The following is a 25492-nucleotide window of genomic DNA, read 5'->3' as shown; positions in this document are numbered from 1 at the left end:
CTCATGAGTCCGTCGAGTAAGCCTGGGCGCAAGAAGGCCCGGCCGAAGACCACCATTGTTGCCCTCTTGCTGATTGTCGGGGTTCTGTTCGGCGGCATCGCCTTGACGACAATGCAGTCGCCCGCGGGTCAGTGGACTCCGAAGCTTGGTCTCGACCTCGAGGGGGGTCGGCAGATCGTGCTGGAGCCCCAGGTCGGTGAGGACCAAGAGATCAACTCTCAGCAGGTCGAACAGGCCGTCAGCATTATTCGCCGCCGGGTCGATGGCAGCGGCGTCGCCGAAGCTGAGGTCACCACACTTGGCGCCAGCAACATCGTCGTGGCGATTCCCGGCGAACCCAGCGAGGACATGCTGGACTCGCTGTCGGCGTCCTCACAGTTGACCTTCCGGCCGGTGATTGTCGAGCAGCAGAATCAGCCTGTTGAAATCACCCTGCCGCAGCCACCCGAGCCGCCGAAGGCTTCGGCCAAGCCCAGCAGCAGTGGGTCGAAGGCCACCGCCAAGCCGTCGGCTACCGCGAAGTCGTCGGCGACATCGTCTGGTGCCCGCGGCACCTACCCCGAGGCGTATCCCGCCGCGGAGTCGCCATCACCGAAACCCACTAAGTCGTCATCGAGCAAAGCGCCGGCGAAGTCCACCACGAAGCCCGCGGCCGACAAGCCCGCTAATCCCAGTGATGAGAAATGGGCTCAGGAACCAGTCGAGTCCCTGTGGGTCAAGGCCGGAGTCGTCGAGAAGGGCGCGACGTACCAGGAGCTAGTGGGGGCATACAACTGCGCTGACACCGAGCACCAGCAACTCTCCGCCGCGGCGTCGCCCAAGGCGCCGACGGTGATGTGCGACCAACAGGCCCAGGCGAAGTACATCGTAGGCCCGGTCGAGGTCAACGGATCGATGGTCGAGGACGCCAGTTCTGGACCGGAGACCAACCAGCAGGGCCAGCAGACCGGTGGAACGCAGATCAACCTGGAGTTCGACGACCAGGGCAAAAAGGCCTTCGGCGACATGACGACGCGCTTGTCGAAGTTCCCGGAAACACAGCCGCAAAACAAGTCGGCGATCATTATCGACGGCCAGGTCCTCAGCGCGTTGGGCACCAACGATGCGATCACCAATGGCAAAGCGCAGATCACCGGATCGTTCACACCGAAGAGCGGCAAAGTTCTCGCTGAACAGCTGAAGTTCGGTGCGCTGCCGTTCTCCTTCGAGGAACAGACCAACGACCAGATCAGCCCGCAGCTCGGGCAGGATCAACTGCGGATGGGTTTGATCGCCGGGGTGATCGGCCTCGTCCTGGTCATCATCTACTCGCTGTTCCAGTACCGCGCGCTCGGTCTGGTGACGGTGGCTTCTCTTGGCATTGCCGGTCTCCTGACCTACGGCACAGTGACCATCCTTGGCCACCTCGCCAACTTCCGGCTCACCATGGCCGGTGTGACTGGTCTGATTGTCGCCATTGGCGTCACGGCGGACAGTTTCATCGTCTACTTCGAACGCGTGAGAGACGAGGTCAGATCAGGCCGCGCTTTGCGCGCGGCAGTCGAGACTGGGTGGGGTCGCGCGCGGCGCACCATCATCATTTCTGACGTGGTGAACTTCATCGCCGCCGCAGTGCTGTATCTGCTGTCGGAGTCCAACGTGAAGGCCTTCGCCTTTACCCTCGGCCTCAGTACGCTAATCGACATCCTTGTGGTGATGTTGTTTACCCACCCGGCGCTGACGCTGTTGGCGCGTACCAAGTTCTTCGGCGGTGGTCACCCATGGTCTGGGCTGGACCCCGAACGACTGGGCGCCAAAACCGCGACCTACGCAGGCCGCGGCCGGGTCACGATCGCTGATCGCCAAGCCGCCGCCGCCCAAGAAGGGACAGCCTGATGGCTAGCTTCGCCCAGTTGGGCAATGACCTCTATACCGGCCGGCGGCAGTTTGACTTCGTGGGCAAGCGCCGCACTTGGTATATAGCCAGCATCATCCTGATGCTCATCGCGGCGGGCGGCATCTTTATCAAGGGCCTCAACCTGTCGCTGGAGTTCACCGGTGGATCAGAGTTGCGCGTGCCTGGCGTCTCCAACATGGATGACTACGAGCAACGCACCGAGGACGCCATCACCAAGGCTGTCGGCGGCGAAAGCCAACTAAGCGTCACGCAGATCGGTGACAACCAGGTCCGAATCCAGACCGAACAGCTGGGGACGGGTACGCCAGCTGACACCGCCAAGGTGCGCTCCGAGCTGGCGAAGGAGTTCGACGTTCAGCGTGCTGACGTCACCTCGACGTTCATCGGTCCGTCCTGGGGCGACACCGTCACCAAGCAGGCCATCTTGGCGCTGCTGTGGTTCCTAGCGTTGCTGAGCATCGTCCTGGCGCTCTACTTCCGCACGTGGACGATGGCGGTCGCAGCGCTGGTCGCCCTGGCTCACGATGTGTTCTTCACGGTGGGCATCTATTCACTCACCGGGTTTGAGATCAGTCCAGCGACGATGATCGGCTTCCTGACAATTCTCGGGTATTCGATCTATGACACCGTCGTCGTCTTCGACAAGGTCCGGGAAAACACCCACGAAGCCATGTCGACCGGCACGAGGAACTTCGACCAGGCCGCCAATTACGCCGTCAACCAGACCGTGGTGCGCTCCATCAACACCTCGGTGATCGCGCTGCTGCCCGTCGCCGTCGTGGTCTTCGTCGGCTTCGTCTTCCTGGGTCCGGGAACCCTTCTTGACCTGGCCTTGTCGCTCTTCATCGGTATCGCGGTCGGAACGTTCTCCTCGATCTTCATCGCGACACCGTTGCTGTGTGATCTTCGCCGTCGCGAACCACAGATGCGCGAGTTGGCGAAGCGGGCCGCAGCCCACCAGTCATCGCAAAAGGTGGCGATGGCGGCCTCGGGTAGTCGGGCAACGCCGGGTGAAGGCGTCTCCGGTGTCGTCGAGCCGGAACGCGCAGCGAAGGCCGCGGAAGTGCACCGGGAGCGGGCTAGCAAGCGGACGACGCATCCGCTGGCCCGACTCGACCGCGATGATTCGTGATGGCCTCATCGATTGAACAGATCGTCCTAGAGCAGACCAGGGACGTCGCGGACTTTCCCTCTCCGGGTGTTCAGTTCAAGGATCTGTCGCCGTTGTTCGCCTCGCCCGCGGCGATGCGAGCGGTCGTGGACGACATCGTCCAGCGGCATCGCGGCGAGGTAGATCTGGTGTGTGGCATCGAGGCTCGAGGATTTGTCGTGGGCGCGCCGGTCGCGCTTGCCCTTGACGTCGGCTTCGTGCCAGTGCGCAAGGCTGGCAAGTTGCCCGGCGAAGTCCTGAGCGAGACCTATGCCTTGGAATATGGCACCGCGACCATCGAGATTCAGACCGGCGCTATACAGCCGGGAGCACGCGTGCTCCTGCTCGACGACGTTCTGGCCACCGGTGGCACGGCCTCAGCCGCCGTCAGCCTGCTGCGGCAAGCGGGTGCGCGCGTGCGAGCGTTTGAGGCGCTGCTCGAGTTGTCTTTCCTGGCCGGGCGTTCTGCTCTCGAGGACGTGCCGACGCATGCCCTCGCGACTGTCTGACTGACCTTCGCCCCTAGACTCTCGCCATGGCGGAGGAGACACGGCCGGTCGGGCATGCAGCGTCGCGCGTACGCGCACGCTTAGTCCGCTTCGGCGCCCCCCGCCCGACAGGGCATCGTGTGCTCGAACCCTTGCTGCGTACGGTCCGCGCGACCCACCCGCGTGTTGATGTCGACGTCATCCAACGCGCCTACGACGTGGCCGAACGATGTCACGCCGGACAGATGCGTAAGTCCGGCGACCCCTACATCACCCACCCCCTAGCGGTCGCCACGATTCTGGCCGAACTCGGTATGACACCACCGACTTTGGCGGCCGCCTTGCTGCACGACACGGTGGAAGACACCGAGTATTCGTTGACTCAGTTGCGGTCCGAGTTCGGTGACGAGATCGCCATGTTGGTCGATGGCGTAACCAAACTCGACAAGGTCAAATACGGCGAGGCCGCGCAGTCGGAGACGGTCCGCAAAATGGTCATCGCGATGGCCAAGGACATCCGCGTCTTGGTGATCAAGCTGGCGGACCGCCTGCATAACGCGCGAACGTGGCGATACGTGTCCGCGGCTTCGGCGCAGCGCAAAGCGACCGAGACGCTGGAAATCTATGCACCGTTGGCGCACCGCTTGGGCATGAACACCATCAAGTGGGAGTTGGAGGATCTGTCCTTCGCGACGCTCTATCCCAAGGTGTCCGATGAGATCGTGCGGCTGGTGGCAGATCGGGCTCCGGCGCGCGAGGAGTACTTGGGGCTCGTCCGAGATCAGGTTGATGCCGACCTGCGTGCCGCCAAGATCAAGGGTGAGGTCACCGGACGACCGAAGCATTACTACAGCGTTTATCAAAAGATGATCGTTCGTGGCCGCGACTTCGAAGACATCTATGACCTTGTCGCGATCCGCGTCCTGGTGGAGTCGGTTCGGGACTGCTATGCCGTGCTCGGCACGATTCACGCGCGATGGAGCCCGATCCCTGGGCGGTTCAAGGACTACATCGCTATGCCGAAGTTCAACATGTATCAGTCCTTGCACACGACCGTCATTGGGCCGGAGGGCAAGCCGGTCGAGATTCAAATCCGTACCCATCAGATGCACCGCCGAGCCGAGTACGGTGTCGCGGCTCACTGGAAATACAAGGACACCCAAGGCGGAGCTGAGGTAGGCAAATCGGCTTCCGTCGACACCGGTCCGATCAACGACATGACCTGGCTGCGCCAGCTGCTGGAATGGCAGCGGGAGACATCCGATCCAGGGGAGTTCCTCGAATCCTTGCGCTTCGACGTCGGGGCGCGGGAGGTCTATGTCTTCACACCCAAGGGCGAAGTGATGCCGCTTCCCGCGGGTGCGACCCCGATCGATTTTGCCTACGCGGTGCACACCGAGGTGGGGCACCACTGCATTGGTGCTCGCATCAATGGCCGACTGGTGCCGTTGGAGAGTGTGCTCGACAACGGGGACGTGGTGGAGGTCCTCACCTCAAAGGCCGACGGGGCCGGGCCTAGCCGCGACTGGCTGACCTTCGTGAAGAGCCCGCGTGCTCGCAACAAGATCAAGCAGTGGTTCTCCAAGGAACGGCGTGAGGAGGCCATCGAGTCGGGCAAGGACGCCTTGGCGCGTGCGATTCGCAAGAAGGGCTTGGGTATTCAGCGGTTGATGTCCCACGAGAGCCTGACCGAGGTCGCCACTCGCCTCAATTATCACGACATCGAGGGGTTGTACGCCGCGATCGGCGACCGGCACGTATCCGCCGAGCACGTCGTCAAGCAATTGGCCGCGGCGCAGGGCGAACCTGCTGCGGACACTGACGAATTCGAGGAATCACCTCTGGGCGTAACGCCCCGCCGTCGTGCTCGTGCAGGCGACCCCGGAGTCACCGTGGTGGGCGCCGATGATGTCTGGGTCAAACTCGCTCGATGTTGTACTCCCGTGCCGGGCGACGAGATCATCGGGTTTGTGACGACCGGCAATGGGGTATCGGTCCACCGGCGAGATTGCACCAATGCCGAACAGCTACTCAGGCAACCTGAGCGACTACTCGACGTCGCGTGGGCGCCTTCGGCCGATAGCGTCTTCCTGGTGCAGTTGCAGGTGGATGCGCTCGACCGCAACGGCCTTCTCACGGACATCACCAAAGTGCTGTCAGAGCAGCACGTGAACATTTTGTCTGCCAACCTGACGACCAGTCGGGACCGGGTTGCGGTGTCCCGCTTCACTTTTGAGATGGGTGACACCAGCCATCTCGACCACGTTATCCGTGCCGTACGCCAGGTGGATGGGGTCTTTGACGCTCACCGAATGACTGGCGCTGACCACAAGGTCGTGGCCAGCGACGACTGAGCGTCGCGGGGTGAGGGTCTTATGTCGAAGAACCCAAGAACCCTCTGAGCAGGGCAGCGCTGCCGTCGAGGTGGTCGACCATGAGGTCGTGTGCTTGCTGCGCCTCACCATTCAGGATGGCTCGTACGATCGCCTCGTGCTGATCGCACGAGTGCACCAAATTGGGCTGGAGCAGGGGGATGCAGTCGAGCAAGGTGTTGACTCTCGATCGCACGTCGGCGACGACCTTGGCAACACTGGGCGCTCCGCTGAGGTCCGCAATCATCAGATGTAACCGTGAGTCAAGCGGGCGGTATTGCTCCACGCTGACGTCCCGCAACGCGAGATGAGCCGCCCACAGATGGTCGGCGGATTCGCCCGTTGGTTGCTGCTCAGCGGCCAACCTCGCCGCTGCGGGCTCGACGATCCCGCGGATTGTCAGGACGTCTTCGACCTCTGCCCGATCAGGAAGGGCCGTCACCCTTGAGTCAATAGCGGGTGGCGGGTCGCTCACATAGGTTCCGCCATACCGGCCGCGGCGGATGCTGACAAAACCAGCAGTTTGCAAGTGGGACAACGCTTCTCGCAATGAGGTTCGCGACACTCGAAGGGATGCGGCAAGCTCACGCTCGGGCGGGAGCTTGCCGCCCGGTGGGTATTGGCCGAGACGAATCTGTTGGAGCAGATGCGCCATGGTCTCCTCGAACACGTTCCCGAAACGGACCGGCGCCACCCCCGACGCGGCTGGTGGCTGGGGCGGCGATGACGGTCGGTCGCGTTCGGGACTCACCAGTGCACCGTAATCCCTTGACTGGGGGTCTGATCCACGCTGAAATAGGACCTCGCACAATGGTCCACTATTGATCCATACGAAACAGTGGTGCCATCAGTTCAAGACCAGGCGGTCTCAATGCCCCAACAGCATGTCGACTATCAGAGCGTTTCCGATGACTACATGGCTCGCCGACAGCTCAAACGCGGAGCCGCCGGGTGGGTGCTTCTTGCCGGACTCGGCGTCAGTTATGTCATCTCCGGAGATTTCGCCGGATGGAACTTCGGCATCGCGGAGGGTGGTTGGGGTGGCCTGCTGATCGCCACCGTGCTGATGGGCGTGATGTATTCGTGCATGGTGCTTGGGCTGGCCGAGATGTCCTCGATGCTGCCAGCGGCCGGCGCAGGCTACGGGTTCGCGCGCCGCGCGCTGGGACCCCTGGGTGGTTTCGCCACAGGGATGGCAGTCCTCATCGAGTACGCCGTCGCTCCCGCGGCCATCGCGACCTTCATCGGCGGCTACATCGAGGCGCTGGATATCGGCGGAATCACCAACTCCTGGCCGATCTATCTGGCCGCCTACATTGTCTTCGTCGGCGTACATCTCTGGGGTGTGGGAGAGGCCCTGAAGGTGATGTTCGGCATCACGGCCATCGCGGTCGTGGCGCTCGTCGTCACGGTTTTCGCGCTGATTCCGCAGTTCGATGCCAGCAAGTTGTTCGATATCGCGCCACAGGCCGACGTCGCTGGGGCGAGTGATTTCCTGCCGTTCGGCTTCGCGGGCGCCACCGCCGCACTGGTTTACGGCATCTGGTTCTTTCTTGCGGTCGAAGGCGTTCCGCTGGCGGCTGAGGAAACTTCGAACCCCAAGCGCGACCTACCTCGCGGCATCATCGTGGCGATGTCGATTCTGCTGGTCTTTGCTGCGTTGATGCTGATCTTGGTGCCCGGCACTGCTGGCGCCGACGCGATGGGTATGTCCGACAACCCACTTCCCGAGGCGCTGAGGGCTGCCTACGGCAGCAACTCGACCATCGCCAGCTTTGTGAACTACGCCGGATTGGCGGGCTTGATCGCGAGTTTCTTCTCCATCATTTACGCCTACTCACGGCAACTGTTCGCGCTGTCTCGTTCGGGCTACCTCCCACGAGTGTTGTCCCTGACCAGCAGCCGGCGTACGCCGTACATGGCGCTACTGGTGCCTGGCGGCATCGGGTTCCTGCTCGCCGCGATCACTAAAGACGGGGACCTGCTGATCAATATCGCGGTGTTTGGTGCGGCGGTGTCGTACGTGCTTCTCAATCTCAGCCACATCATGTTGCGGCGTCGCGAACCAGACCTGGAACGTGGCTATCGCACTCCTGGTGGTGTGGTGACGACCGGCATCGGTCTGGTGCTGTCGATCGCCGCCGTCGTCGCGACGTTCTTTGTCGACGTGATGGCCGCAGGCGTCACCGCCCTGGTGCTGCTGCTCGCACTGGCCTACTTCTGGTTCTACAGTCGCCACCACTTGGTCGCTGGAGCCCCGGAAGAAGAGTTTGCCCAGATTGCTAACGCCTCCGAGGAGCTTCGATGAGCACCACTCACCATCCGCGCAACCCCCGCATGCTGAGTGTTGAGCAGGTCCGTGAGCTCATCAGCTCTGGAGAGGTCGACACCGTCATCGTGGCCTTCACCGATATGCAAGGGCGGCTGCAGGGCAAGTACCTTCACGCGCAGTACTTCGTGGACCACGCACTTGGTCACGGCGTCGAGGGATGTAACTACCTCTTGGCCGTCGATACCGACATGAATACCGTTGATGGCTATGCCATTTCATCTTGGGAATCGGGTTATGGCGACATGCAGTTCGCTCTCGACGATGAGACCTTCCGATGGGTCCCGTGGCTAGAGCGCACCATCATGGTGCAGTGCGATCTGTTGCTCGCCACCGGCGAACACGTACCGATGTCACCGCGGTCCATGCTGCGTCAGCAGATTGAACGCGCCGCTGACCATGGTTGGAAGGCCGTCGCTGGGACTGAGTTGGAGTTCGTGGTCTATCGGGATACCTACGAGCAGGCATGGGAACGCGGCTACCGCGATCTGACGCCCGCAAACCAGTACAACGTCGACTACTCCATCGTCGGGTCCGGCCGCGTAGAGCCACTTCTCCAGCGCATCCGTACCGACATGTACGCCGCAGGCATGGTGGTGGAATCGGCCAAGGGGGAGTGCAACTTTGGCCAGCACGAGATCGGCTTCCTCTTTGACGATGTCCTGTCGACTGCTGACAACCACAGCGTCTACAAGACAGGCGCCAAGATGATCGCTTCCAGCCTCGGGCAATCTCTGACGTTCATGGCCAAACCCAATGAGCGAGAAGGAAACTCATGTCACATCCATCTTTCGCTTCGTGGGTTGGATGACTCGACGGTTTTCTGGGCCGATGGGCAGCGCACAGCAATCTATGACCAGTTCATTGCCGGTGTGCTGGCGACAATGCGCGAGTTCACCCTGTTCTACGCGCCAAACATCAACTCGTACAAGCGTTTTGCCGTGGGCTCCTTCGCGCCGACTGCCGTCGCATGGGGCATAGACAACCGCACCTGTTCGGTGCGTTTGGTGGGTGAAGGCGCGGGTGCTCGCCTGGAGAACCGACTCCCTGGCGGGGACACCAATCCCTACCTCGCGGTCGCGGCCATGCTGGCGGGAGGGCTGTACGGCATCGAGCACAAGCTCGAGCTCGAACCCATGACCGTCGGAAGCGCGTACGACACCGATGCCCAACACGTGCCAGTGACACTGCGGGAAGCACGCGACCTGTTTGCCGCCTCGGACATCGCCCGGGAGGCGTTCGGCCAGAAAGTGGTTGATCACTATGTCAATTTCGCCGACATCGAGATCCGCGACTTTGATGCTGCCGTGACCGACTGGGAACTACGGCGAGGATTCGAGCGACTGTGAAGGATGGGCTGGTCCGCATCGGGCTGACTACCTACTGCCGCGAAGCCGCCTGGGGGGACTGGCGTAAGCCTGCCGCGCTGGTCCCCATGACCTACCTGCACGGTGTCGTGTCTGCAGGCGGCACTCCGCTCTTGCTGCCGCCCATCGGAACCGACGAGCTGGTCCTGGATGGTCTCGACGGCCTGATCGTGATCGGCGGCGCCGACATGGAAGCCGAGAGTTATGGCCACGTCGCGCACCCGCTGACCCAGACAGAGCGTGGCCGGGACGCGCACGAAATCGCGCTGGTCCGTGGAGCATTGGCCAGAGGCCTGCCGTTATTGGCGATCTGTCGAGGAATGCAGGTGCTGAATGTCGCCAGCGGCGGCACCCTGGTTCAGCACCTGCCCGAGGTGCTCGGACACGAGAGTTACCGGCCGGAACCCGGCGTCTTTGGTCGAGTGGAGTTCACCACCGAACCGGACAGCACCGCCGCTCAGGTGCTAGGGAGTAGCGGCTGGGCGCCCTGCTATCACCATCAGGCAGTGGACCACGTGGGCGACGGTTTGCGGGTGACGGCCCGCTCTGAAGATGGTGTTGTCCAGGCACTTGAGCCGGACGTAGCGAACGCCGGGTGGGCGCTCGGCGTCCAGTTTCATCCGGAAGAAAACCCAGACGACACGCGTCTTTTCGACGCCCTCGTTGAGGCAGCACGGACCTATCAAACCCGCCGCGAGGAGGCGACCCTATGACTGCGCACGACGTCCTGAACCCAGCCACCGAAGAGGTGCTGACACACGTCGAACTCTTCGATGTCGAAGCGACCGATGCGGCCATTGCTCGCTCGGTGCGGGCAGGCCAGTCGTGGCGGTCCGTCAGCGCCGCGGACCGGGCGGCGCTCTTGCGACGGTTCTCCGACGTTGTGGCCGATCACCAAGAAGAGCTCGCACAGCTTGAGGTGCGTAATGCTGGCCATCCGGTCGGGAATGCGCGCTGGGAGGCCGGAAACGTCCGTGACGTCTTGCAGTACTACTCGGGTGCGCCGGAACGTCACACGGGCCGCACGATTCCCGTTGCGGGCGGAACGGCCATGACCTTTCCCGAGCCCATCGGCGTGGTGGGCGTGATTGTCCCGTGGAACTTCCCGATGCCCATCGCGGGTTGGGCCTTCGCGCCGGCCCTCGCGGCCGGGAACACGGTGGTTCTCAAGCCGGCCGAACTCACCCCGTTGACCGCGATGCGCCTGGGAGAGCTAGCGCTTGAGGCTGGCTTGCCGACCGACGTGCTTCAGGTCCTTCCCGGAGCAGGCAACGTGGTCGGTCAGCGCTTCGTGACCCATCCGGACGTTCGCAAGGTCGTCTTCACTGGCTCGACCGCAGTCGGCCGGTCCGTAATGTCCGGCTGCGCAGAACAGATCAAGCCGGTGACCCTGGAACTGGGCGGCAAGAACGCCAATGTCGTTTTCGCCGACTCAGATCTGGACGCCGCGGCCGCCGCAGCACCCATGGGTGCCTTCGACAACTCGGGGCAAGACTGCTGTGCCAGGTCGCGAATTCTGGTGCAGGACAGCGTCTTTGATGACTTCCTCGCTCGGATGGAACCCGCTGTGCGAGCCGTCGCGGTGGGGGACCCGGCCAGCGAAGACACAGATATGGGGCCGTTGATCTCCGCACAGCAGAGATCCCGAGTTGAGGGCTACCTGCAGGATGCCGACATTCTGATGACGGGGTCGCGACCCGACGGGCCCGGATTCTGGATGGCTCCCACTGTCGTACGCGCCCGCGCCGCATCCGATCTCGTCTTCACCGAGGAGATTTTCGGCCCAGTCACTGCCGTCCTGCCGTTTCGGGACGAAGAAGACGCCATTCGCCTCGCTAACGAGACCGCCTACGGCTTGTCCGGGTCTATCTGGACCCGAGATATAGGTCGAGCGCTGCGGGTGGCTCGCGGCGTGGAAGCGGGCAACCTCTCCGTCAACAGCCACTCCTCGGTTCGCTACAGCACGCCGTTCGGCGGCTTCAAGCAATCGGGTATTGGGCGCGAACTGGGACCGGACGCGCTTGATGCGTTCACCGAGACCAAAACAGTCTTCATCGCAGACAACTGACCACTCGACTTCACAGCAGGAGGAACACAGAATGACCGAGCAGACCATCCCGAGGCGCCTTGTTGGCCGCGTCGCCGTTGTCACCGGGGGAGCCAGCGGTATAGGCCTGGCCACCGCCCGCCGAATGGCAGCCGAAGGGGCCAAGGTCGCGGTTGTCGACGTCTGCGAAGAATCGATCGGAGAGCCCCTGGCCGAGGAGTTGGGCGGGATGTTCGTGAAGACCGACGTGACTGACTCGGACGCCGTGGAGGCGATGTTCGCCTCGGTGAAGGCGGCCTACGGCTCCATCGACATCGCCTTCAATAACGCCGGCATTTCCCCGCCCGAAGACGATTCCATCCTGGACACCGACCTGGCCGCGTGGCGCCGGGTGCAGGAGGTGAACCTGACGAGCGTCTACCTCTGCTGCAAGCACGTGCTGCCCTACATGCTGGAACAGGGACGCGGCTCGATCATCAACACAGCATCCTTCGTGGCGATCATGGGTGCGGCGACCTCGCAGATCTCCTACTCGGCGTCTAAGGGTGGTGTGCTTTCGATGACCCGCGAGTTGGGAGTTCAGTTCGCACGCAAGGGAGTTCGAGTGAACGCTCTATGCCCAGGACCGGTCAATACGCCGCTCCTGAAAGAGTTGTTCGCTGCCGACCCAGAGAAGGCGCAGCGCCGCCTGGTGCACGTACCCATGGGACGGTTCGGCGAGCCCGAGGAGATGGCTGCTGCCGTGGCCTTCTTGGCCAGTGATGACAGTTCGTTCATGACCGCAAACGAGTTCGTCGTCGATGGCGGAATCAGCTCGGCGTACGTCACGCCAGTGGACTGACGATTCCGCGCTATCCCCGCGGCACCCGCCCCATGAGGTGAAACTCCTCGTTGGGCGGGATGCCGATGGCGTGGACGAGGCGGTTGGACATGGAGAAAAACGCCGTGATCGCGCTCATGTCCCAGATGGCGTCGTCGTCCCAGCCAGCGTCTCTCAGAACCTGCTGGTCTGGCCCGGCGATCTCTTCTGGAGTGACGGAAAGTCGCACGCAGTAATCCAGCATCGCCAATTGAGCTGGCGTGATGTCAGCCTGTCGGTAATTGGTCGCAACGTAGTCGGCGATCAGCGGGTCTTTGGCACGGATCCGCAGGATCGCCCCATGAGCGACAACGCAGTAGAGGCAGTCGCGTTGGGCGGAGGTTGCGACCACAATCATTTCTCGCTCGGCCTTGGTGAGCGGCTCGTCGGCGTCCATCAACTCGTCGTGGTAGTCCATGAACAGCCGTAGTTGAGCCGGCCGATGGGCCAGCGCGAGGAACACGTTCGGGACGAAGCCGCTCTTCTCCTGGACCTGGAGGATCCGTTCACCCAGGTCTGCTGGAAGGTCGGCGATCTCGGGGACCGGAAACCGGCTGATCTGACTCATCCGACGGTCACCTCAGGGGAGAGGAAGGCTGCCAGGCAGGCGGCATACATGGCTTGATCGGTGGAACCGGCCAACTCCCGAATGGAGTGCATCGACAGGGTTGGCGCGCCGAAATCGACGGTGATGGCACCTGTCGAGGCTGCGGTCATGGGTCCGACTGTCGAGCCGCATGGGAGGTCAGACCGGACAACGAAACTCTGGACGGGGACACCGGCTTGTTGCCCGGCCGCACGGAAACTTGCAGCGCCCACGGAGTCGGTGGCATAACGCAACTTGTTGTTGACCTTCAACACTGGCCCGCCGTTCATGGCGATGGTGTGCTGCGGTTCGTGGCGCTCTGCGTAATTGGGGTGCGTGGCATGCGCCATGTCACCACTCGCGATCACGGTCGAGGCAAGCGAGCGCAGCATGTCTTGGCGGTCACCACCGAGTTGCGCGGTGATGCGCTCGACCATGGCGGGGAAATACTGTGATCCCGCGCCGCGCTCGGAGGTGCTGCCGACTTCCTCATGATCGAAGAGCACGATGACCTGCGTCGTGGGTTGGACTGGGGGGACGTCGACGGCAGCGATCAACGCTCGGGTCCCGGCAAAACTGGTCGCCAGGTTGTCCAAGCGGGGTGCTGCGACCAGGTCGCGGTCACGACCTACCCGCCGCGCCGGATTGAGATCGTGCGTCATCAAGTCCCATCCGAGGATGTCCTCGGGACGGGCCGCCACCTGATCAGCGATGTATCCCACGAAGTCGCCCGGCTCATCGCCCAACCCCCAATGCGGGGCCAGGTGCTGCTGCGGGTTGAGTTTCACACCGTCGTCGTGGATCGAGCGGTCGAGGTGAATCGCCAGATGAGATACCCGCAAGAGCGGGTCATCAATGCGTACCAAGCGAGTGGCCAGCCGGTCGCCGTCCCGCAGGGTGACGCGGCCAGAAAGGCCGAGGTCGCGATCGAGCCAGGTATTGATCAACGCGCCGCCGTAGACCTCGACACCCAGGAGCTGCCACCCGGCGCGCGCCAGGTCAGGTCGCGGTTTGATGCGCAGGTTCGGGGAGTCGGTATGTGCTCCGACGACGCGCATCGGGCTTTCCGGACCGGCGGCATGCTCGGTCGACCAGGCCACGAGTGAGCCACCGCGAACCGTGTAGAACCTGCCGCGTTCGGCAGCCCACTCCTCGGCTTCCTCCAACCGATGGAAACCCGCCTCGTCCAGCATCCGAGCGCTGGTCGCCACGGCATGGAAGGGGGAGGGGCTGGCGTCGACGTACGCACACAGTCCGTCCGCGCACTCATCGACCGTGAACCCGGGGGCCTCGAACTGCAACGCCGACCGATCCGTCACCTCAGCGGCCGCCTTCAGCGTCCGTCGCCGCCTTGCGGGCCTGGTCAAGCCAGACCTGGCGCGCGTCGAGAGCTTCTTGTGCTGCGGTGATCTTCTTCTCGTCACCGGACGCCTGGGCCTTGGCAAGGTCAGCCTTGAGGCTTTCGACTGCCGACTCCAACTGCGTCACCATCGAGTTCGCCCGCGCCGACAACTCAGGGTCGGTCTTCTTCCAGCGGGCCTCGTCGGCGTCGCGGATTGAGTCCTCGACCTTCTTCATCGAGCGTTCGATGCGCTGAATGTCCTTGCGGGGCACCTTCCCAGCGGCATCCCACTTGTCCTGGATCGTGCGCAACCGAGACTTCGCCTCGGCCACATCTTTGATCGGGAGGAGGGCTTGGGCCTCGGTCAACAGGCCCTCCTTGACCTTCAAGTTGGCCTCGAACTCGACATTCTCCGCGGCGACGACCTCATCCTTGGCCGCGAAGAAAGAGTCCTGCGCGGTCTTGAAACGCTTCCACAGCGCGTCATCGTCACTTCGGGAGGCACGTCCGGCCTGGCGCCACTCGCCCATGAGGCGCTTGAACGCCGAGGCAGTAGGTCCCCAATCCTTGCTGGTTGCGAGTTTCTCGGCTTCGACGACCAGTCGTTGCTTCTCCTGCTTTGCGGAAGCGTGCTGCTCGTCCAACTGTGCGAAGTGGGACCGGCGAGCCTTGTCGAACCCATTGCGAGCAGAAGCGAATCGCTGCCAGAGCTCGTTCTCCACGGGCTTGTCGAGCCGCGTCTTTCCGCGCTGAAGGGTCTTCCACTCATCCAAGAGTTCACGCATGCGCGCGGTGCTCTGCTTCCACTGCACCTTTTCGACCGGCTGGGCCGCGATGCCCTCGGCTTCTGCGACCAACTTCTCGCGCTGGGCAATCGCCTCCTTCTTGGCTTCTGCTCGACGCTCGCCCTCGACCTGCGACTTGGCCTTCAACGCGGTCGCGATGTTCTCGACGGTTGAATCCAGACTTGCAAGATCGCCCACGACTCGTGCCTCGGAAACCTGCTGGCGCAACGCCTTGAGCGACTCGTAGCCGTCCTGGGTGCTCAGGTCCGTTTGCGTGACGCGCTGCAGAAGCAGCGAGGCACTGGCCATGAGTTCGTCATACTTGCGGGCGAAATATGCCAAGGCTTCTTCGGGCGGCTGGCCCGGATAGGACCCGACCTCACGCTCACCATCTGGCGTACGAACATAGACGATGCCGTCGTCAGCCACCCGACCAAAGGTCGCCGCGTTGCTGGTGCTCACCGGTGTCTCCGGTGCCGGGGCCGCAGCGGGTCGAGGTGCCGGATGAATGGTTGCGGGGCTTGGTGCCGGACCCGGTTTCGGCGGGTTGGGGCGCGGTGCCGAGGTGGTGGTGTCTGGGTGTTGGTCTGACATAGTGCTCAGGCCTTCTTCTCAGTGACGTTGACCGACAGGATGCTGATCGGCTGTTGTGGCGGCCCATCGCCGCCGCCGCCTTCCACCCCGGCCGTCGCGATGCTCTGCAAGACGTCGGAGCCGCCCACGACCTTGGCGAAGATGGAATAACCGCCGCCGTCGGTGGGTAGTTGACTGTCGGCGTAGACCAAGAAGAACTGGCCGCCGTTGGAATTGGGGTCCTGGGTGCGTGCCATCGCCACCGTGCCCTTGGGATAGCTGCCGTCCTCCGGAGCGTTTTCGATGCCGTAGCCATAGCCCGGGTCGCCGTTGCCCTCGCCGGTCGGGTCACCGCACTGCAGCACGGAGAGCGAACTGCCGCCGGTCAGGCGGTGGCACGGACTGTTCTTCCAGTAGTCGTCGTCGGCCAACTTCACGAAGGACGCGACGGTTTGAGGTGCCTTCTTGCCGTCCAACTCGAGCACGATGTCGCCGCAATTGGTCTTGATCGTGGCGGTGAACGTCTTGCCCTTGGCAGTCGCGGCGCTGGGAGCCTTGTCATAAGACTTACCCGCACCGGGGGTCTTGGGTGGTTCAGTGCAGTCCGGACCGGATTTGTCCGGTGGGGCGCTCGACGGTGACGCCGGGGAGTCCGCAGCCCCCGATGGGGCCTCGCCCGTGGCGCACCCGGACATCCCAAGCGCCAGCAGGAGTGCAGCGGATGTCATGACAGAAGAACGACGACGGCGCAGCACGCAAAGACTCCTGAGATCGGAATATCGGTAGGTGAACCAGTCTAGGTGGTGTGCGCCGCCCTGGCCGGGAATGGGGGCGGACCCGCTCCGGTAGGGTCTCGCACGTGCTCGCCGTGTCGTTCCCCGCAGCTGCCTTTGCCACCAATTGTTATGTGCTGGCGACGGGGCGCGGCGAGGAGTGCGTCATTGTCGATCCCGGAATCGGGATCGAAGAACAAGTGCGCGAGGTCCTTCGTGAGTTGAGCCTGCGTCCCGCCGCAGTGCTGCTCACCCATGGGCATGTCGACCACGTCCACTCGGTGGCTGCGGTATGCGGCGGCGACGTGGCGGCATACATCCATCAGGACGACCGCTATCGCCTCGAGAACCCGCTCGCAGGCCTTGATCCCGGCCTGTTAGCGATGTTCGAGCAGGAGTTCGGGCAGGCCACGACATGGGATGAGCCCAGCAACGTCCGCGACATCACCGATGCCGAGTCACTCGAACTTGCTGGCCTGACCTTTGACGTACTCCACGCACCGGGGCACACCGAAGGCTCAGTCTTGTTCTCGCTCAACGACATTCCGGCTGGCTTGCCCGACGAGGTCGACGTCGATGCCACCCTGCTTTCGGGCGATGTGCTGTTCGCTGGCTCGATCGGTCGCACCGATCTTCCCGGCGGAGACGACGCCGCGATGAGGCGCTCACTGCGCGAGGTCGTTCTGCCACTTAAAGACAGCACGTTGGTGCTGCCTGGGCATGGACCCGGCACGACCATGCAGCGCGAGCGGGCCACCAATCCGTTCCTCAACAACCTCTAAGACTCGATCGAAGGACATCACGTTGGCTACCAAGGTCACGCCACTCAGCGGTTATCTGGAGTGGTTGCCTGCTCAGCGCATCGCCGAGCAACGATTCGTCGACACCCTGCGCGAGGTCTTTGAACTCCACGGCTTCGCCTCCGTGCAAACCCGCGCTGTCGAAACCATCGACCGACTCGGCGGGCAAGGCGAGGACGCGGACAAGGAGATCTATGCGGTGTCGCGCCTTGCGGCGCCAACCGACGCGCGTGAGGCTCGCCTGGGCCTACATTTCGACCTCACGGTGCCCTTTTCGCGGTATGTCCTGGAGAACGCCGGGCATCTCACGTTCCCCTTCCGGCGCTACCAAATTCAGTCGTGCTGGCGAGGAGAGCGGCCGCAGCGCGGGCGCTACCGCGAGTTCACCCAGGCCGACATCGACATCATCGACACGGGTGAACTGCCGTCGCACTATGAGGTCGAGTTGCCCTTGGTCATCGCGGATGCGTTCTCGCGACTTCCGGTGCCACCGTTCATCATTCAGGTCAACAACCGAAAAATCTGTGAAGGTTTCTACCGTGGCCTTGGCATCGAAGACGTCGTCGGGACGCTTCGGACGGTCGACAAGCTCGACAAGATCGGCCCAGAGAAGGTGGCCTCGACGTTGGTCGAGCGTGGACTCACCCAGGACCAGGCCAAGCAATGTCTGGCGCTGGCCGCTATCTCAACTCCAGACAGTTCCTTCGTAGAGCAAGTACGCGCACTCGGCGTCGAGCACGAGATCCTGGACGAGGGGCTGGCCGAGCTGGCCGCCGTGATGGATGCCGCCGTCGAACACGCACCGGGCGTGCTTTCCGCGGAACTGAAGATTGCCCGTGGCCTCGATTACTACACCGGCACGGTCTACGAGACGGTGTTGGTCGGGCAGGAGAGTTATGGCTCCATCTGCTCCGGCGGTCGGTATGACGCGCTCGCCTCAGATGGAAAGCGCACTTTTCCCGGTGTCGGGATCTCGGTCGGCGTGTCTCGGCTGCTGGGTCTCCTCATCGGTGAGCAAGGGCTGACCGCTTCTCGTGAAACGCCGACCGCCGTTCTTGTTGCCGTGAATGACGAGGAATCACGCTCAGAGTCGATGCGCATCGCCGCGTCGCTGCGGTCTCGGGGCATACCGACTCTGGTGTCTCCCAAGGCTGCTCGCTTCGGGAAGCAAATCCAGTTCGCTGACCGTCGCGGCATTCCCTATGTGTGGTTTACCGGCGCGGACGGAGACCAGGTGAAAGACATCCGCAGCGGTGAGCAGGAAACAGTCGACAGGGAGACGTGGGAGCTTCCCGAGGCCGACCGGGTGCCGGCGCTGACGAACCCGCAGGACGACTAGGCCACGACGGTGATGTCACCGCTGGAGCGCGCCGTTCAAGGGTGGCTTAATCACTTGCGGGTCGAGCGCGGGTCTTCGGTGCACACCCTCGCCGCCTACGAGCGCGACCTGCGCCGCTATGTCGACTATCTGGCGACCCAGGGCATCGCCGAGGTGCGCGAGGTGGCCGAGACCCATGTGGCTGGGTTCCTCGCCTGGTTGCGTGAGGGCGATGACGATCATCGGCCGCTGGCTGCGACCTCCGCGGCGCGAACGCTGGTCGCCGTGCGGGGCTTTCACCGGTTTCTGGCGCTGGAGGGGGACACCGAGCACGACGTGGCCTCGGCCGTACAACCACCAAGCCCGCCCATGCGCCTACCGAAGGCCATTGCGCTAGAGCAAGTGGAGCGGCTGCTGTCGGCAGCCAGTGTGGGGGACACCCCAGCGTCGCTACGTGATCGGGCGCTGCTCGAGGTGCTGTACGGCATCGGTGCCCGAGTCAGCGAGGCGGTCGGCCTCGATGTGGACGACCTCGACCTGGACCATGCGTCGGTTCGAGTGCTGGGTAAGGGCGATAAGGAACGGGTGCTCCCCGTCGGAAGATTCGCGATCGAGTCAGTGTCGGCATACCTCGTCCGAGGACGTCCAGCTCTCGTGGAGAAAGCTAAAGCGGCACCGGGCGGCGCGCTCTTCGTCAACCAGCGCGGAGGCCGTCTATCGCGGCAGAGCGCCTGGACCATCATCCAACGCGCGGCCGAACGCGCGGACCTCACCGGGCACCTGAGCCCGCACACGCTGCGCCACTCGTATGCCACGCACCTGCTTGACGGTGGCGCCGATGTGCGCGTGGTCCAGGAACTCTTAGGACACGCTTCAGTGACGACCACACAGATCTACACGATGGTGTCCGCACAGCAGCTGAGAGAGGTCTTCGCTCAGGCGCATCCACGCGCCCGGTGAGAAGTGCGTTAGGTTGGGACACGATCGGCGAGAGGCCGAACGAGTCTGACATCTGGGAGTGAACGCGTGGCAAGGCAACCATCTGCCGGCGGATCGCATGAGCGACTGCCAGGCACCGAGTTCGCAGCCAAAGGCCAAATGGGACCGACGGGCCGGGTTCTACCGGCATTTCCCGCGCCCAAGCCGCTTGAGGCGCACGGGCCGGCCAGGGTCATATCGATGTGCAACCAAAAGGGTGGCGTCGGCAAGACGACCAGCACGATCAACCTGGGTGCCGCGCTCGCCGAGTACGGCCGCAAAGTACTGCTTGTCGACTTCGACCCGCAAGGAGCCCTGTCGGTTGGTTTAGGCGTGCCAGCGCACGATCTTGACGTCACGGTCTACAACCTGCTGGTCGAGCGCGGACATGACGTGCGCGATGTCATCCAGCCGACAAACACCCAGGGCCTGGACGTCCTCCCCGCCAACATCGACCTGTCTGCCGCCGAGGTGCAACTCGTCGGTGAGGTCGCTCGCGAGATGGTTCTTGGCCGGGTGCTCCGTCCGGTGCTTGATGACTACGACGTCATCCTCATCGACTGCCAGCCGTCGCTTGGCTTGCTGACCGTGAACGCACTGACCGCCTCCCACGGGGTGATCGTGCCGTTGGAGTGCGAGTTCTTCGCGATGCGCGGTGTAGCGCTGCTGGTCGAAACCATCGAAAAGGTGACCGACCGGCTCAACCCGCGGCTGCAACTCGACGGCATTCTGGCGACGATGTATGACGCCCGAACCTTGCACAGCAAAGACGTAGTGCGCAGCGTGGTGGATCACTTCGGTGACGACGTGTTCCACACGGTGATCACGCGCACGGTCAAATTCCCTGACGCGACGCTTGCCGCGGAGCCGATCACGACGTATGCCTCCACCCACGGGGCGGCCGAGGCCTATCGCCAACTGGCGCGAGAGTTGATCGCCCGGGGCGACGCCGCCTGATGAATCCATGACCTCCGCGCCAGCGGACGCTGCCGCGACTCCCGGCGGCGTCATCACCCGCCGGGTGGCAGATGCGCCGTTCGAGGTGCACCTGGACGTCTACTCGGGGCCCTTCGATCTGCTGTTGGGACTCATCGCCAAGCACAAACTCGATGTCACTGAGATCGCGCTGGCCAAGGTCACCGACGAGTTCATCGCCCACACTCGGCTGGCCCAGAGCGAGCAGCGCGAATGGGACCTCGGGCAGGCATCGGAGTTCTTGCTGGTGGCCGCGACGCTGCTGGAGTTGAAAGCCCGGCGATTGTTGCCCTCCTCCGGGCCCGAGGACGAGGACGACCTGGCGCTGATCGAGGCGCGGGACTTGTTGTTTGCGCGACTATTGCAATACCGCGCCTTCAAAGAGGTTGCTGGTTTTATCGATGACCGGATGGGTACGTACGGCCGAATGACCGCACGCCAGGCTGGCTTGGACGAGCGCTTTGCTGGTCTCCTTCCCGAACTCATCATCACGGTGACGCCAGAGCAGTTGGCGAAAGTTGCGGCCGAGGCGATGACGCCGAAACCCGAGCCCACCGTTGGCCTCGCTCACTTGCATGCGGCGCAGGTGTCGGTACGAGAGCAGGCCGCGCTCGTCGTGGATCGATTGCGGGTGCAGCGCGAGGCGTCCTTCCGGGACCTGGTTGCGGACGCTGACTCGACCCTGGTGATCGTGGCGCGGTTTTTGGCGCTGCTGGAACTTTTCAAAGAGGCGGTCATTGCCTTCGATCAGCCCGAAGCGCTCGGAAGCCTGACGGTGCGCTGGACCGGTGATGATGCCGGCAGCGTTGAGGTGGGGGACGAGTTTGATGTGCCTCTCGACGAGCAGAACCACGACGCGCAAGCAGCGAATGCGCAACCACCACAAGCCGATTCACACAACGAGTCGCCCGACACGAGAGACGGACAGGCGCATGACTGACGAGACGACTCCCGAAGTCGAGAGCACTGAGCAGTTGGCGTTCGACGTCGACGAATTTCCTGGCGGGCTGCGGAGTGCAGTCGAGGCGGTCCTCATGGTTGTTGATCAGCCCGTGACCGCCGAGGAGTTGGCCAGCGCGCTGGAGCGCCCCATGGCCGACGTCGATGAGGAATTGCGTGGACTGGAGCGCGAATACGACGAGCAGCAGCGCGGATTCACCATCCGGCGGATCAATGACGCCTGGCGGGTCTACAGCCGCGCTGACTTTGCGCCGGTTGTGGAAAAGTTCCTGCTTGACGGGCAGCAGGCCAAATTGACCAAGGCCGCGCTCGAAACCCTTGCGGTGATTGCCTATCGGCAACCGGTGTCGCGTTCGCGGGTCAGTGCCGTACGCGGCGTCAACGTGGACGGTGTCATTCGCACCCTCCAGACCCGTGGCCTCATCCAAGAATTTGGACACGACCCCGAGGGCGGCGCGATGCTCTACGGCACCACCCCGTTGTTCTTGCAACGGATCGGCGTGGGCTCGCTAGACGAACTCCCACCGCTGGCGCCGTATCTCCCCGACGCGGACGCCCTCGACGCACTGGCAGAGCAGGGCCAGGCATGACCGCGCCACGCATGATCGGGACCCGAGCTCACGAGATGAAGGAACACCGATGAGCGGCAAACAGCACCGCAAAGGCAACAACTCCTCCCAGAAGCGCCCGCAGCGTCCCCAGCGGCCGCCTCGCAAACGCACTCCGCGCGATGAGGCAATCGACGTCCACCGCGCCGAGGGCGTACGTCTGCAGAAACTCCTTGCGGGGGCTGGCGTGGGCTCACGGCGGGCTTGCGAGCAACTCATTGCGAATGGACGCGTCGAGGTCGACGGCCAGATCGTGGTCGAACTGGGCGTGCGGATTGATCCAGACACCCAGGTTGTGCACGTCGACGGCGAGCGCGTTCAACTCGATGAATCCAAGCTCTACCTCGCGTTTAACAAGCCACTCGGCGTGGTGTCGACCATGCACGACGAGATGGACCGGATTTCGGTTGGCGACTACTTGGAACACCGCAAGGATCGGCTGTTTCACGTCGGACGGCTCGACGTGGACACCGAGGGTCTGCTGTTGCTCACCAACGATGGCGACCTGGCTAACCGGCTACAGCACCCGTCCTACGGGGTGTCCAAAACGTATGTCGCCGTCGTCCCTGGCCCTGTGCCGCGCGATCTTGGCCAGAAGCTACGCGAAGGTGTGGAACTGGAGGACGGTCCGGTGCGCGTTGATTCGTTCCGCCTCGTCGATTCCAGGCCGGGCCAGGCGATGGTCGAGTTGGTCCTGCACGAAGGCCGCAAGCACATTGTCCGCCGACTGCTGGAGGCCATGGGGCGTCCGGTCGAGTCACTGGTGCGCACAAATGTGGGTCCGGTCAGCCTGGGTGAGTTGCGCCCGGGGAAGATGCGCCCGCTATCTAGCCAGGAGGTCGCTGGGCTCTACAAGGCTGCGGGCCTGTGACCACGATTCGTGTGGTCGGCACCGGGCTGCTCGGCACTTCCATCGGTATGGCGTTGTCGCGACGAGGTCATCGGGTTCTCCTGGAGGACACCTCGCCGACGACGCTTGCCTTGGCACGGGATCTGGGCGCGGGCGAGATCCACCGTGACAGCGAACAACCGCACCTTGTGGTGGTCGCGACGCCACCCGATGTGACGGCGCAGGTGGTGGCGCGCGAGTTGCAGTCATGGCCAGAGGCGATTGTCACCGATGTCGCCTCCGTCAAGCAGAGTGTGCTGGACCAACTGCGCCTGGCCGCCGATGCGGCCAGCCTGACGCGCTATGTCGGGTCGCACCCGATGGCGGGCCGGGAGCGATCCGGCGCAGTCGGGGCACAAGACGACTTGTTCGAAGGCCGTACGTGGGTGTTAGTGCCGCACGAGTCGACGCTGCCGGCGGCAACCGCGTTAGTTCGAGAACTGGGTATGGCCACGGGGGCTTCGGTGGTGGAAATGCCTGCGGCTGAACACGATCTGGCCGTGGCGGCCGTTTCCCACCTACCGCAGGTCGCTGCGAGTTTGGTGGCAGCGAGGCTCCGTGACCTGCCGGACGGCGCGGTGGCGCTGGCCGGGCCGGGCGTACGCGATGTGACTCGCATTGCCGCCTCCGATCCGTTGCTCTGGACCCAGATCCTTTCGGGAAACGCCGTGGCCATCACCCCGCTCCTGGGCGCACTGAGCCAGGATCTGGCCAACATCCAGCAGGCGTTGGAGGCGCTCCAGCCCAACGGTTCAGAGCCTGGAGCCCGTGGCGTGCTGGCGCAGGCCATCGCTCAGGGGCAGCAGGGCCAGGCGCGTCTCCCAGGCAAGCATGGAGCTGCGGCGGCGACTTTTGCCTCGCTCGTGGTGGTCGTTCCGGATGAGCCGGGGGAGTTGGGACGTCTGTTCACCGAGATGGGCAAAGCCGACGTCAACCTCGAGGACGTTCGTATCGAGCATGCCGAGGGTCGGCCGGTCGGCCTTGCCGAGGTATGGGTGCTGCCCAGCGCACTCGAGCGCCTGCAGGAGGCCCTGTCGGCAAATGGGTGGAGCGTGCACATCTAGCGCTGCGACCTGAGCGCACTGTCACCTCGGGCTGCTATACCGTGCTATAGGTGCTATACCACGCTGAAGGCGAGGAAGTATGAGTCGCAGGCCAAATCCCTATCGGCCCGGCTTCGGCATGGAACCGGCCTATCTTGCGGGCCGGGCCGAGGTCTTGGAGGCCGCCGCCGAGGCACTGGAATCGGCGGCGCTGGATTTCGTCACCCCGAGGCCGCTGATCCTGGTCGGCCCACGGGGGCTCGGGAAGACCGTCACCATTCGGCGAGTGGCCGATGTTGCGCTCGAGCGATTCTCTTGGCCCAGCGTGCATGGTGAGGCAGTCTCCGGCAGTCCCATGCTGGAGCCGTTGAGCGGCCGGCTGGAGGAAATGGCTGGTCTCTTGAGGCAGCAACCACCTCGCGCCTCGCGCGGTCGGATCACGGGCGGGAAGGTCGCGGCCGGTGCCATGGGGATATCGGGCGAAGTTGAGTGGGCGCGCGAGTCGGCTGGGCAGGGCCAGCACGAGCACATTGCGGCACGTTTTGACGCGGCCCTTCACGACGTCATGTCCGCGGCAGATGAACGAGACGCGGGCTTGGTGTTGACCATCGATGAGCTACAAAACGCCGACCGCGGCGAGCTGGGCATCCTGGGCGCAGCATTGCAGCGAATGACTCACCAGAACGCGCCCCTGGTCGTGGTGGTCGCGGCCCTTCCTGGAGTTCGACGGCTCCTCCAGGACCGTGCTCGAGGACCGAAACCGCCGACCTATCTCGAACGGGCTGAGTGGCACCACTTGGGACATTTGCCCGCCGCCGACGCGCGAGACGCGCTCGAGCGTCCCGCACGCGAAGCAGGACGGCCGCTGACCTCCGGGGCCACTGACGTGCTGGCGGAGTTGGCCGGTGGCTATCCGTTCGCGCTGCAGGTCGCCGGAAAGTACGCCTGGCGGGCAGCAGGTGATGCTGCGAGTGTGACCGCGGCTCATGCCCATCAGGCCGAGTCCCGGATCCGCCGCGACCTAGAGACCAGCCTCTTCCAGTCCCGCTGGGACGGCGCCGCGCCCGAGGAGCGCCGATACCTGAGCACCCTTGCTGCTCTTGACGATTCAGCCGCACGAAACGCTGATGTCGCCAAGCGATTGGGCAAGCGCCCCAACCAGACGAGCTACCTCCAAGAACGACTGGTGCACAAAGGCACCCTCTATCCGGATGAGTCCAGCGGAGGGCTTCGCTTCGTGACCCCAGGGATGGGCGCGTGGCTGCGAGACAACTATCCCGAGGGCACTCAGGGGTAGCTCAGGGTCGGCCTGGGGTCAAACCCCATCGCGCGAGAGGTCCGGGTAGCGCACAC

Annotated in this window: 23 protein-coding genes; 18 read left to right on the top strand and 5 right to left on the bottom strand. The window is 63.7% G+C overall.

The features are described 5' to 3' along the window. Positions 1-3 precede the first annotated feature (3 nt). The 4 genes from secD to F562_RS0105400 are packed head-to-tail and all read left to right on the top strand — an operon-like array spanning position 4 to position 5889. Positions 4-1875 carry a protein translocase subunit SecD gene (gene secD, locus F562_RS0105415; protein ID WP_245553615.1) on the top strand — a complete coding sequence of 624 codons (1872 nt, stop codon included), beginning with the start codon at positions 4-6 and terminating at the stop codon, positions 1873-1875. Beyond that, positions 1875-3029: a protein translocase subunit SecF gene (gene secF / locus F562_RS0105410; RefSeq protein ID WP_018155918.1), complete on the top strand. Its 1155-nt coding sequence runs from the start codon at positions 1875-1877 to the stop codon at positions 3027-3029. The genes secD and secF overlap by 1 nt, the downstream gene beginning before the upstream one ends. Continuing rightward, entirely contained in the window at positions 3029-3556 is a 528-nt protein-coding gene (locus tag F562_RS0105405; protein ID WP_018155917.1) for an adenine phosphoribosyltransferase, read from the top strand. Before secF ends, F562_RS0105405 begins: the two co-directional genes overlap by 1 nt. A 26-nt stretch (positions 3557-3582) precedes the next feature. Beyond that, positions 3583-5889: a RelA/SpoT family protein gene (locus tag F562_RS0105400; RefSeq protein WP_040385251.1), complete on the top strand. Its 2307-nt coding sequence runs from the start codon at positions 3583-3585 to the stop codon at positions 5887-5889. A 19-nt stretch (positions 5890-5908) separates the two neighbouring features. Here the strand turns inward: F562_RS0105400 and F562_RS18185 are convergent, their stop codons facing one another. Further along, complete coding sequence (locus tag F562_RS18185) at positions 5909-6658, bottom strand: FadR/GntR family transcriptional regulator (protein ID WP_245553614.1); 750 nt, start codon at positions 6656-6658, stop codon at positions 5909-5911. Between the two features lie 120 nt (positions 6659-6778). Here F562_RS18185 and eat point away from each other — a divergent pair, with 120 nt between their 5' ends. The 5 genes from eat to F562_RS0105370 are packed head-to-tail and all read left to right on the top strand — an operon-like array spanning position 6779 to position 12491. Continuing rightward, complete coding sequence (gene eat / locus F562_RS0105390) at positions 6779-8215, top strand: ethanolamine permease (protein ID WP_026181024.1); 1437 nt, start codon at positions 6779-6781, stop codon at positions 8213-8215. Beyond that, positions 8212-9585 (top strand): glutamine synthetase family protein, encoded by a 1374-nt coding sequence (locus F562_RS0105385; RefSeq protein ID WP_018155912.1) that lies wholly within the window; start codon positions 8212-8214, stop codon positions 9583-9585. Before eat ends, F562_RS0105385 begins: the two co-directional genes overlap by 4 nt. Further along, positions 9582-10316, top strand: a complete 735-nt coding sequence (locus F562_RS0105380; RefSeq protein WP_018155911.1) for a gamma-glutamyl-gamma-aminobutyrate hydrolase family protein — start codon at positions 9582-9584, stop codon at positions 10314-10316. The genes F562_RS0105385 and F562_RS0105380 overlap by 4 nt, the downstream gene beginning before the upstream one ends. Beyond that, positions 10313-11671, top strand: coding sequence for an aldehyde dehydrogenase family protein (locus F562_RS0105375; protein WP_018155910.1), 1359 nt, complete (start codon positions 10313-10315; stop codon positions 11669-11671). The genes F562_RS0105380 and F562_RS0105375 overlap by 4 nt, the downstream gene beginning before the upstream one ends. 31 nt (positions 11672-11702) lie before the next feature. Continuing rightward, complete coding sequence (locus tag F562_RS0105370; protein WP_018155909.1) at positions 11703-12491, top strand: 3-oxoacyl-ACP reductase; 789 nt, start codon at positions 11703-11705, stop codon at positions 12489-12491. Between the two features lie 10 nt (positions 12492-12501). Here the strand turns inward: F562_RS0105370 and F562_RS0105365 are convergent, their stop codons facing one another. From F562_RS0105365 to F562_RS18175, 4 genes are all read right to left on the bottom strand, one after another. After that, a complete protein-coding gene (locus F562_RS0105365; RefSeq protein WP_018155908.1) occupies positions 12502-13077 on the bottom strand; it encodes a peroxidase-related enzyme in 576 nt (191 codons plus the stop codon). Next, positions 13074-14414, bottom strand: a complete 1341-nt coding sequence (locus F562_RS0105360) for a M18 family aminopeptidase (RefSeq protein WP_018155907.1) — start codon at positions 14412-14414, stop codon at positions 13074-13076. The genes F562_RS0105365 and F562_RS0105360 overlap by 4 nt, the downstream gene beginning before the upstream one ends. Before the next feature lies 1 nt (position 14415). Then, positions 14416-15684, bottom strand: a complete 1269-nt coding sequence (locus F562_RS18180) for a DUF349 domain-containing protein (RefSeq protein WP_018155906.1) — start codon at positions 15682-15684, stop codon at positions 14416-14418. Between the two features lie 137 nt (positions 15685-15821). Next, positions 15822-16523, bottom strand: coding sequence for a peptidylprolyl isomerase (locus F562_RS18175; RefSeq protein WP_018155905.1), 702 nt, complete (start codon positions 16521-16523; stop codon positions 15822-15824). Positions 16524-16654: 131 nt separating this feature from the next. Here F562_RS18175 and F562_RS0105345 point away from each other — a divergent pair, with 131 nt between their 5' ends. The 9 genes from F562_RS0105345 to F562_RS0105305 all read left to right on the top strand — a co-directional run bounded on the left by F562_RS0105345 (position 16655) and on the right by F562_RS0105305 (position 25436). Further along, positions 16655-17350, top strand: coding sequence for an MBL fold metallo-hydrolase (locus tag F562_RS0105345; RefSeq protein WP_018155904.1), 696 nt, complete (start codon positions 16655-16657; stop codon positions 17348-17350). A gap of 22 nt (positions 17351-17372) precedes the next feature. Continuing rightward, a complete protein-coding gene (gene hisS, locus F562_RS0105340; RefSeq protein ID WP_018155903.1) occupies positions 17373-18707 on the top strand; it encodes a histidine--tRNA ligase in 1335 nt (444 codons plus the stop codon). A 12-nt stretch (positions 18708-18719) separates the two neighbouring features. Further along, on the top strand, positions 18720-19646 hold the full coding sequence (xerD, locus tag F562_RS0105335) for a site-specific tyrosine recombinase XerD (protein WP_018155902.1): 927 nt from the start codon (positions 18720-18722) through the stop codon (positions 19644-19646). A 138-nt stretch (positions 19647-19784) separates the two neighbouring features. Next, positions 19785-20621 (top strand): ParA family protein, encoded by an 837-nt coding sequence (locus F562_RS0105330; protein ID WP_083915602.1) that lies wholly within the window; start codon positions 19785-19787, stop codon positions 20619-20621. Positions 20622-20628: 7 nt separating this feature from the next. Beyond that, positions 20629-21579, top strand: coding sequence for a segregation and condensation protein A (locus tag F562_RS0105325; RefSeq protein WP_018155900.1), 951 nt, complete (start codon positions 20629-20631; stop codon positions 21577-21579). Beyond that, on the top strand, positions 21572-22189 hold the full coding sequence (scpB, locus tag F562_RS0105320; RefSeq protein WP_018155899.1) for an SMC-Scp complex subunit ScpB: 618 nt from the start codon (positions 21572-21574) through the stop codon (positions 22187-22189). Before F562_RS0105325 ends, scpB begins: the two co-directional genes overlap by 8 nt. Positions 22190-22238: 49 nt before the next feature. Beyond that, a complete protein-coding gene (locus F562_RS0105315) occupies positions 22239-23078 on the top strand; it encodes a pseudouridine synthase (RefSeq protein ID WP_018155898.1) in 840 nt (279 codons plus the stop codon). Next, complete coding sequence (locus F562_RS0105310) at positions 23075-24160, top strand: prephenate dehydrogenase (RefSeq protein ID WP_018155897.1); 1086 nt, start codon at positions 23075-23077, stop codon at positions 24158-24160. Before F562_RS0105315 ends, F562_RS0105310 begins: the two co-directional genes overlap by 4 nt. 79 nt (positions 24161-24239) lie before the next feature. After that, entirely contained in the window at positions 24240-25436 is a 1197-nt protein-coding gene (locus tag F562_RS0105305) for an ATP-binding protein (protein WP_083915476.1), read from the top strand. Positions 25437-25492: the final 56 nt, after the last annotated feature.

This window comes from Demetria terragena DSM 11295, from assembly GCF_000376825.1.
In the GTDB taxonomy this organism is placed as follows: domain Bacteria; phylum Actinomycetota; class Actinomycetes; order Actinomycetales; family Dermatophilaceae; genus Demetria; species Demetria terragena.
Note: the sequence above shows the minus strand (reverse complement) of the source record. Positions and strands in the feature narration are given on the sequence as shown.